This is a genomic window from Streptomyces adelaidensis, assembly GCF_016598475.1.
GTDB lineage: Bacteria > Actinomycetota > Actinomycetes > Streptomycetales > Streptomycetaceae > Streptomyces > Streptomyces adelaidensis.
Genome location: NZ_JAEMUX010000176.1, coordinates 1 through 5,250, shown reverse-complemented (window position 1 = coordinate 5,250; position 5,250 = coordinate 1). Strand labels below are relative to the sequence as shown.

The following is a 5,250-nucleotide window of genomic DNA, read 5'->3' as shown; positions in this document are numbered from 1 at the left end:
GAGGGGTTCGTGCCTCGTCCCCGGGCTGCTCAGCGTTGTTGGCAGGCCGGGCACCAGAAGAGGTTGCGGGCGGCGAGATCGGCGGTGCGGATCTCGCCGCCACAGATGTGGCAGGGAAGGTCGGCCCTGCGGTACACGTACACCTCGCCGCCGTGGTCGTCGACGCGGGGCGGGCGGCCCATGGCCTCCGGGGTGTGTTCCGGGCGGACGGTGTCGATGCGGTTGTTGCGTACGCCCTCGCGCATGAGCAGCACGAGGTCGGCCCACATCGCCTCCCACTCGCGGGAGTTGATGTCCCTGCCCGCGCGGTAGGGGTCGATGCCGTGGCGGAAGAGGACCTCGGCGCGGTAGACGTTGCCGACGCCCGCGATGATCTTCTGGTCCATGAGGAGCGCGGCGATCGTCGTACGGCTGCGGGAGACGCGGTCGTACGCGCGCGTGGGGTCGGCGTCGGGGCGGAGCGGGTCCGGGCCGAGGCGGGCGTGGACGGCCCTCTTCTCGGCGTCCGTGATCAGGGCGCAGGTCGTCGGGCCGCGGAGGTCGACGTACGAGGTGTCGTTGCGCAGGCGCAGGCGGACGGTGTCCGTGGGCGGGGGTGCCGGGGCCGGGCCGAGGTCGACCTTGCCGAAGAGGCCCAGGTGGATGTGGACCCATTCCTCGGCGTCGGGGTCGCCGAAGTGGAGGAAGAGGTGCTTGCCGTGCGCCTCGGCGGTGGTCAGGGGGGTGTCCGTGAGGAGGGCCGCCGCGTCGGTGAACTTGCCCTGGGGGCTGGTGACGTGTGCGTTCCGGCCGCCGAAGTGGGCGAGGTAGTCCTCGGCGAGGCGGTGGATGGTGTGCCCTTCCGGCACGGGGTCCTCCGGGGTGCGGCAGGGGGGTGGGGGGTGGTTGGGGGCGCGTTTTGGGGTGCGGGTGTGTGGGGGTTGCTCGCGCAGTTCCCCGCGCCCCTGAAAAGCAGGGGCTGCGCCCCCTGCTTTTCGGCCCGCAGCCGCCCGGCGAGAGCAGACTTCCGACCTCTTGGGCGGGCGGCGTAAAAACCTACCGCTGGGGGTGGTGTGCGGGGATCGCGGGGAGGTCGCCGGTGGTCTCGTACGCCGCCAGCATGTCGATGCGGCGGATGTGGCGGGGGTCGCCGGAGAAGGGGGTGTTGACGAAGGTCTCGATGAACTTCGTGGCGTCTTCCTGGGAGTGCATGCGGGCGCCGACGGCGACGACGTTCGCGTCGTTGTGCTCGCGGCCCAGCGCGGCGGTCTCGGCGCTCCAGGCGAGGGCGGCGCGGACGCCGGCCACCTTGTTCGCGGCGATCTGCTCCCCGTTGCCGGAGCCGCCGATGACGATGCCCAGGGAGCCGGGGTCGGCGGCCGTGCGCTCGGCGGCGCGGAGGCAGAACGGCGGGTAGTCGTCCTGGGCGTCGTAGATGTGGGGCCCGCAGTCGACGGGCTCGTGGCCGGCGGCATTCAGCCACTCGACGAGGTGGTTCTTGAGTTCGTAGCCGGCGTGATCCGAGCCGAGGTAGACGCGCATGGTCCGAGTGTGACATGCGTGTTTCGGTGTGGCACGACGGGGTCCGGCGCCGAAAACCGTGAGCCTCACCACAGAACCTCAAGTAAACCTCAAGTAACAATCTGGATTCAAAGGTTCTGGAATCCTTTCACCTCCGATTCACTGGACCGATCTTTCCAGCGGTTCACCCGGCCCCCACTGGCCGACTCTCATGTCCCGCTCTTACGGGAGTCACCGGGGAGCCGCTGGGCAGACGCACGGAAGTCCCCACCACGGTGCAAAGGAACTCCCCCCATGACCTCGCAGCCGACTCTGCCGTCCCACACCGGCACTCCAGGCTCCTCCCCTCCCCCCTCTCCCGGACTCCACGCCGGTCTCAAGAACCGCCATCTGTCGATGATCGCGATCGGTGGCGTGATCGGGGCCGGCCTGTTCGTCGGGTCGAGTTCCGGTATCGCCACCGCCGGCCCCGGCATCCTTCTGTCGTACGCCCTCGTCGGCACGATGGTGGTGCTGGTGATGCGGATGCTCGGTGAGATGTCCGCCGCCAATCCCACCTCCGGTTCGTTCTCCGCCCATGCCGACCGCGCGCTCGGGCGGTGGGCCGGGTTCTCGATCGGCTGGCTGTACTGGTTCTTCTGGGTCGTCGTGCTCGCGGTCGAGGCGACCGCGGGTGCGGTGATCCTGGAGGGCTGGATCCCGGCCGTCCCGCAGTGGGGCTGGGCGCTGATCGTGATGGTCGTGCTGACCGCCACGAACCTGGTCTCGGTCGGCTCCTACGGCGAGTTCGAGTTCTGGTTCGCGGGCATCAAGGTCGTCGCGATCGCCGTGTTCATCGTCGTCGGCGGGCTGGCGGTCTTCGGAGTGCTGCCGGGTGCCGACACCGAGAAGGCGGGGCTGTCCAACCTGACCGAGCACGGCGGGTTCCTGCCGCACGGGGCGGGCGCGATCCTCGTCGGCGTACTGCTGGTCGTCTTCTCCTTCATGGGCAGCGAGATCGCCACCCTGGCGGCGGGCGAGACGGAGAATCCGCAGAAGGCGGTCACCAAGTCCACCAACAGCATCATCTGGCGGATCGGCGTCTTCTACCTCGGCTCGATCTTCGTCGTCGTCACGCTGCTGCCCTGGAACGACCCCTCCATCAAGGAGAAGGGCTCCTACGTCGCCGCCCTGGACAGCCTCGGGATCGCGCACGCCGGGCAGATCATGAACTTCATCGTGCTGACCTCGGTGCTGTCCTGTCTCAACTCCGGCCTCTACACCGCCTCCCGCATGGCCTTCTCCCTCGGCCGACGCGGGGACGCGCCCAAGTCCTTCGGGCGGACCAACGGCCGGGGTGTGCCCATGACGGCGATCCTCGCCTCGGTCGTCTTCGGGTTCGTCGCGGTCATCTTCAACTACTTCTTCCCCGAGGGCGTCTTCCTCTTCCTCGTCAACTCCTCCGGCGCGGTCGCCCTGTTCGTCTGGCTCGTCATCTGCTTCTCCCAGCTCCGCATGCGCAAGATCATCGAGCGGGAGACGCCGGAGAAGCTCGTCGTGAAGATGTGGCTGTACCCGTACCTGACCTGGGCCACCATCGGGCTGATCCTCTTCGTGCTCGGCTACATGCTCTTCGACACCGAGCACGGCAACCAGGAGATCCTGCTGCTTTCGCTGCTGGTCGCGGCGGTTGTCGTCGGTATCGCGCTGGTCAAGGAGCGGATCGGTGGGGGGAAGGGTGGCGGCGGGAAGGCGGCCGCCGAGGTCTCCGACGAGGTTCGCTGAGCTCGGGGCGGTCCAGTCCTCTTGGGGCCCGGTGGCGCGTCGTGCGCTGCCGGGCCCCTTGCCCTTGCTTCGGGCTTCTTCGGCTCAGAGGGGGGTGAAGCTCTTCTCGACCTTCTCGTAGACCGGGAGGGCCCGGTCCTCGATGTCGGGGTGGTACCAGGTGGTGAGCTGGTAGGACTTGCCGCCGGTGTTGAAGCCCAGTGACCGGACGTGCCAGGGCAGTTCCTGGGCCGTGACCGTGTACTCCCACACAACGGCGGGTTCGCCCCGGAACTCGGTCTCCTCCAGGCGGATACGGTCGTATCCCGGGCCCTCGCTCGTGCTCTCCTCCTTCTTCTGCCACTGCTCCAGGAGCTCACCACGGGCGAGGGAGGCCTTGCCGACGATCTCCTGCTGGGCATCCGGCGAGGTGTAGTGCACCTCGGCACCGGCGTGCACCTCGCGCGAGAAACCCTCCGGCGGGACCCACGCGAACACACCGGCCTCCGCGCGGGCGCCGGGCGCGAGGGTGGGCGTGGGCGGGCGGGAGGTGCCGGCGACGGTGGGGGACGGAGAGGACGACGTCGAGTCGGACGCCTTGTCCTTGTGGTCGGGCGATCCGCCCATCGCCGGTACGAGGATCGCGGCGACGACTGCGGCTACGGCCACGCCTGCGGCGGCTATGAGGGCGGTACGGCGTTTGGTCCGCCGAGTTCGCGTGGGACCCGTGGAAGCCGTAGAACCCGTGGAACCCGTAGAAGCAGGCGGGCTCGGCAGGGGGTTGGGCCCGGGGTGCGTCGGCAGTTCACTTCCGGTGGGAGGCGCCGGGCGTTGGGAGGAGAAGGGGGTTCGGTTGAGGACAGGGATGGTGGCGCGGTCGGGTTCGGGTTGGGGTTTGGTCTCGGGTCGGTTCAGCAGCGTCGGTGTCCGCTGTTCCGGGGTGGGGTCCTGTACGGGTTCCGGGGCGGCGCCGGCCCCCTCCGTCTCCCCGGCGAACCCCGACTCCGCCGGTGTGGTCCTCGTCGGGCCCGCGGCGATGCGGTGGAGGGCTTCGGAGAGCTCCTGCAGGGCGGGGCGTGCCGCTGGTTCCTTCTTCAGGAGGGCGGCCAGGACGTCGTGGAGTTCGCCTGCGGCGGCGGGGAGTTCGGGCTCCTCGTAGAGGACCGCGTGGAGGGTGGCGAGGGTGGTGGCGCGGGAGAAGGGGGAGCGGCCGCCGAGGGCGGCGCAGAGGGTCGCGCCCAGGGACCAGAGGTCGGAGGGCGGGCCCTGGGGGCGGCCGGAGACGCGCTCGGGGGCCATGTAGTCGGGGGAGCCGACGAGCATGCCGGCCATGGTGAGGGCCTCGGTGTTCTGGATGGCGGCGATGCCGAAGTCGGTGAGGACGGACCCGTTCCCGCTCGTGCGTCTGATGAGGACGTTGGCCGGTTTGATGTCGCGGTGCAGGACGCCCTGGTCGTGCACCTGACCCAGGGCGTCGACAAGTTCGAGGCCGACGCGGGCCGTGGCGCGCACGTCGAGGGGGCCGTCCTCGGCCACGAGCCGTTCCAGGGAGCGGCCGTCGACCAGTTCCATGACGATCCAGAGGCGCTCGCCCTCGTCGACCACGTCGTAGATACGTACGACGTTGGGGTGGTCGATGCGGGCCGTCGCCCTGGCCTCGCGCAGGGTTCGCTCGCGTCGGGTGCGGGTGTCCTCCGTGTCGAGGCCGTCGATACGCATTTCCTTGACGGCCACCTGACGGTCGAGTATTTCGTCGGCGGCTCGCCAGACCCGCCCCATTCCTCCTTGGCCAATGCTTTCGACCAGCAGATAACGGCCGGCCACCATTAGCCCCGGAACACCGCCCCTCGTTATTTCCGGCACCCCCATGCCCCCCTTCAACAACTGCCCGCACATGCCACAGAAGAACCAGAAAGTCGCGCATTGGTCACACTTCGTGCCGCACCAGCATAGTGCCGAGAAATCTTGTGGTACCTCTTCATAGGACGTGAATTCGGGCACGGCCAG

At 69.1% G+C, this 5,250-nt stretch carries 4 protein-coding genes; 1 reads left to right on the top strand and 3 read right to left on the bottom strand.

All coding sequences use genetic code 11. The features are described from left to right. Positions 1–29 precede the first annotated feature (29 nt). Together I8N67_RS40810 and I8N67_RS40805 are read right to left on the bottom strand one after the other, a co-directional pair. Positions 30–848, bottom strand: a complete 819-nt coding sequence (locus I8N67_RS40810; protein ID WP_200309367.1) for an Fpg/Nei family DNA glycosylase — start codon at positions 846–848, stop codon at positions 30–32. A gap of 187 nt (positions 849–1,035) precedes the next feature. Continuing rightward, positions 1,036–1,521, bottom strand: a complete 486-nt coding sequence (locus I8N67_RS40805) for a ribose-5-phosphate isomerase (protein ID WP_200309366.1) — start codon at positions 1,519–1,521, stop codon at positions 1,036–1,038. A 273-nt stretch (positions 1,522–1,794) separates the two neighbouring features. Here I8N67_RS40805 and I8N67_RS40800 point away from each other — a divergent pair, with 273 nt between their 5' ends. Beyond that, positions 1,795–3,264, top strand: a complete 1,470-nt coding sequence (locus I8N67_RS40800; protein WP_200309365.1) for an amino acid permease — start codon at positions 1,795–1,797, stop codon at positions 3,262–3,264. Positions 3,265–3,348: 84 nt separating this feature from the next. On the opposite strand, the gene I8N67_RS40795 is transcribed toward I8N67_RS40800, so the two are convergent. Beyond that, positions 3,349–5,070, bottom strand: a complete 1,722-nt coding sequence (locus I8N67_RS40795) for a serine/threonine-protein kinase (RefSeq protein WP_200309364.1) — start codon at positions 5,068–5,070, stop codon at positions 3,349–3,351. Positions 5,071–5,250 lie beyond the last annotated feature (180 nt).

Bases quoted from the DNA above. Each gene is read 5' to 3' on its own strand.
- I8N67_RS40805 (WP_200309366.1), bottom strand. From the start codon at position 1,521: ATGCGCGTCTACCTCGGCTCGGATCACGCCGGCTACGAACTCAAGAAC.
- I8N67_RS40800 (WP_200309365.1), top strand. From the start codon at position 1,795: ATGACCTCGCAGCCGACTCTGCCGTCCCACACCGGCACTCCAGGCTCC.
- I8N67_RS40795 (WP_200309364.1), bottom strand. From the start codon at position 5,070: ATGGTGGCCGGCCGTTATCTGCTGGTCGAAAGCATTGGCCAAGGAGGA.